This window comes from Enterobacter cloacae complex sp. IR5450 (assembly GCF_049238665.1).
Taxonomy (GTDB): Bacteria; Pseudomonadota; Gammaproteobacteria; order Enterobacterales; family Enterobacteriaceae; genus Enterobacter; species Enterobacter hormaechei_C.
Map to the genome: position 1 here is coordinate 1 of NZ_JBMKIC010000081.1, position 1,430 is coordinate 1,430.

Genomic DNA, 1,430 nt, shown 5'->3' on the forward strand with positions numbered 1-1,430 from the left:
TCACCAACTTTCAGAACCCGACCTAGAGTCATATCAGTTGATGATGTGGTTAGTGCGGCTGTTGCGGCACTTCCCAAACCGAGATTTGTGCGAGCATCAGCGGCATTCGTTGCACCTGTTCCGCCCTGGCTGATACTGAGTGCGGTAGTCAGGCCACTTAGGCTGGTTATATCGCTGTTAGCCCCTTTCTTCGCCAGTGATTTCTGGCCTGGTACTGTGACGGCCACACCGTTAATCGTGATAGTGACGTCTGTAGTACCGTTCATCACATCAGCGAAACCGCTCATGTAACGCTGATACATAGTGAAGGTTTCAGCGATGTCCTGCGCCAGACCGTCGACGCTCAGGCTGTCGCTCAGAAGAATGGCATATTTTGTTCCAGCAGGGATTGCAGGGTTAGCAGCTGGCGTAACGGTGAGAGAGGTTGCGCTTCCAATCGCGGTGATCTGGAAAACCTGCGCTGGGCTGGTCATTGCAATAACGGTACAGCCGTTACGAATAAGAGAACCAGCAGCAGTGAAGTTTGTGCCGGTACCTGTAAGGGTTTTTCCGCTGATGGCGATAGTGCCAGTGGTATAAATCATGTTTTCTCCAGGCAATAAAAAAACCCCGCCGGAGCGAGGTTGATTAAAAAGATAGTTTATTCAGACGTACATATCGGGTAGAACGGGAAGGTTCAGTGGCGTTACCGTGTCATTACCAAAAATTGCATACCGCTCGCGCCCAAGATATTTCCCACCCTGAACTGAAGCACTGCCGTTCTGTATTTTTATTCCGAACATTCTATACACGTACATGCCATTTACTTCGTGAGCCATCAGCCCGAATCTGCCCAGCGGAACATAGCCGCTGCCGATGCTCACGGCATTTTTCGAAGGCGTCCAGAGTTGATTGAGGTAAACGAAAGGCCGCTTTGTTGTCGAAAACGTGCAAGCCCCGGCTGCATTGAAGATGTTTAGCCCCGTGCCAGGCTGCGGCGCCACGCCACTGGCGAATATGACGATATCAATCGTGCCGGTTGTCGGAGCGTCATCGTTGGTGGATGGAGGGCTGAAGAACCTGACCGTGTTGCCATCGAAATCGACTGTGTTACCGCTATTGCAGCGCCCAAAGACGATATATTTGGACTTGTCGTACCCCGCTATCGTGGGAACTGCCCAGCCGCCTGTGGGGACATTGACGGTCCCCTTCCAGATACACTGCCCTGACTGAGTGGCATTGGTAATCGCCAGGAAGTCAGTACTGTCATCAATAAGCAGGCCTTCTCCTTTACGCTGGCCAGGAGGAAATATCTGCCAGACGCTTCCGGGGAACGTGTACGTACTATCACGCTCACTGATGCTTACGTCCTTCATCGTGGAGTTCTGCGTCACACGGCCACCGGATATGGTGACCGAGTTCATTTTATGAAGCAGCCCTGAATCAAGATA

Annotated in this window: 1 protein-coding gene and 1 pseudogene; both read right to left on the reverse strand. The window is 51.9% G+C overall.

Going from position 1 to position 1,430, the window contains the following annotated elements; all coding sequences use genetic code 11:
* Positions 1-584 (reverse strand): annotated as a pseudogene (locus ACOTYB_RS24745) (phage tail protein); the annotation flags it as partial.
* Between the two features lie 60 nt (positions 585-644).
* Positions 645-1,430 (reverse strand): DUF6453 family protein (locus ACOTYB_RS24750; RefSeq protein ID WP_421765919.1); only part of this gene is annotated, 786 nt, incomplete at its 5' end.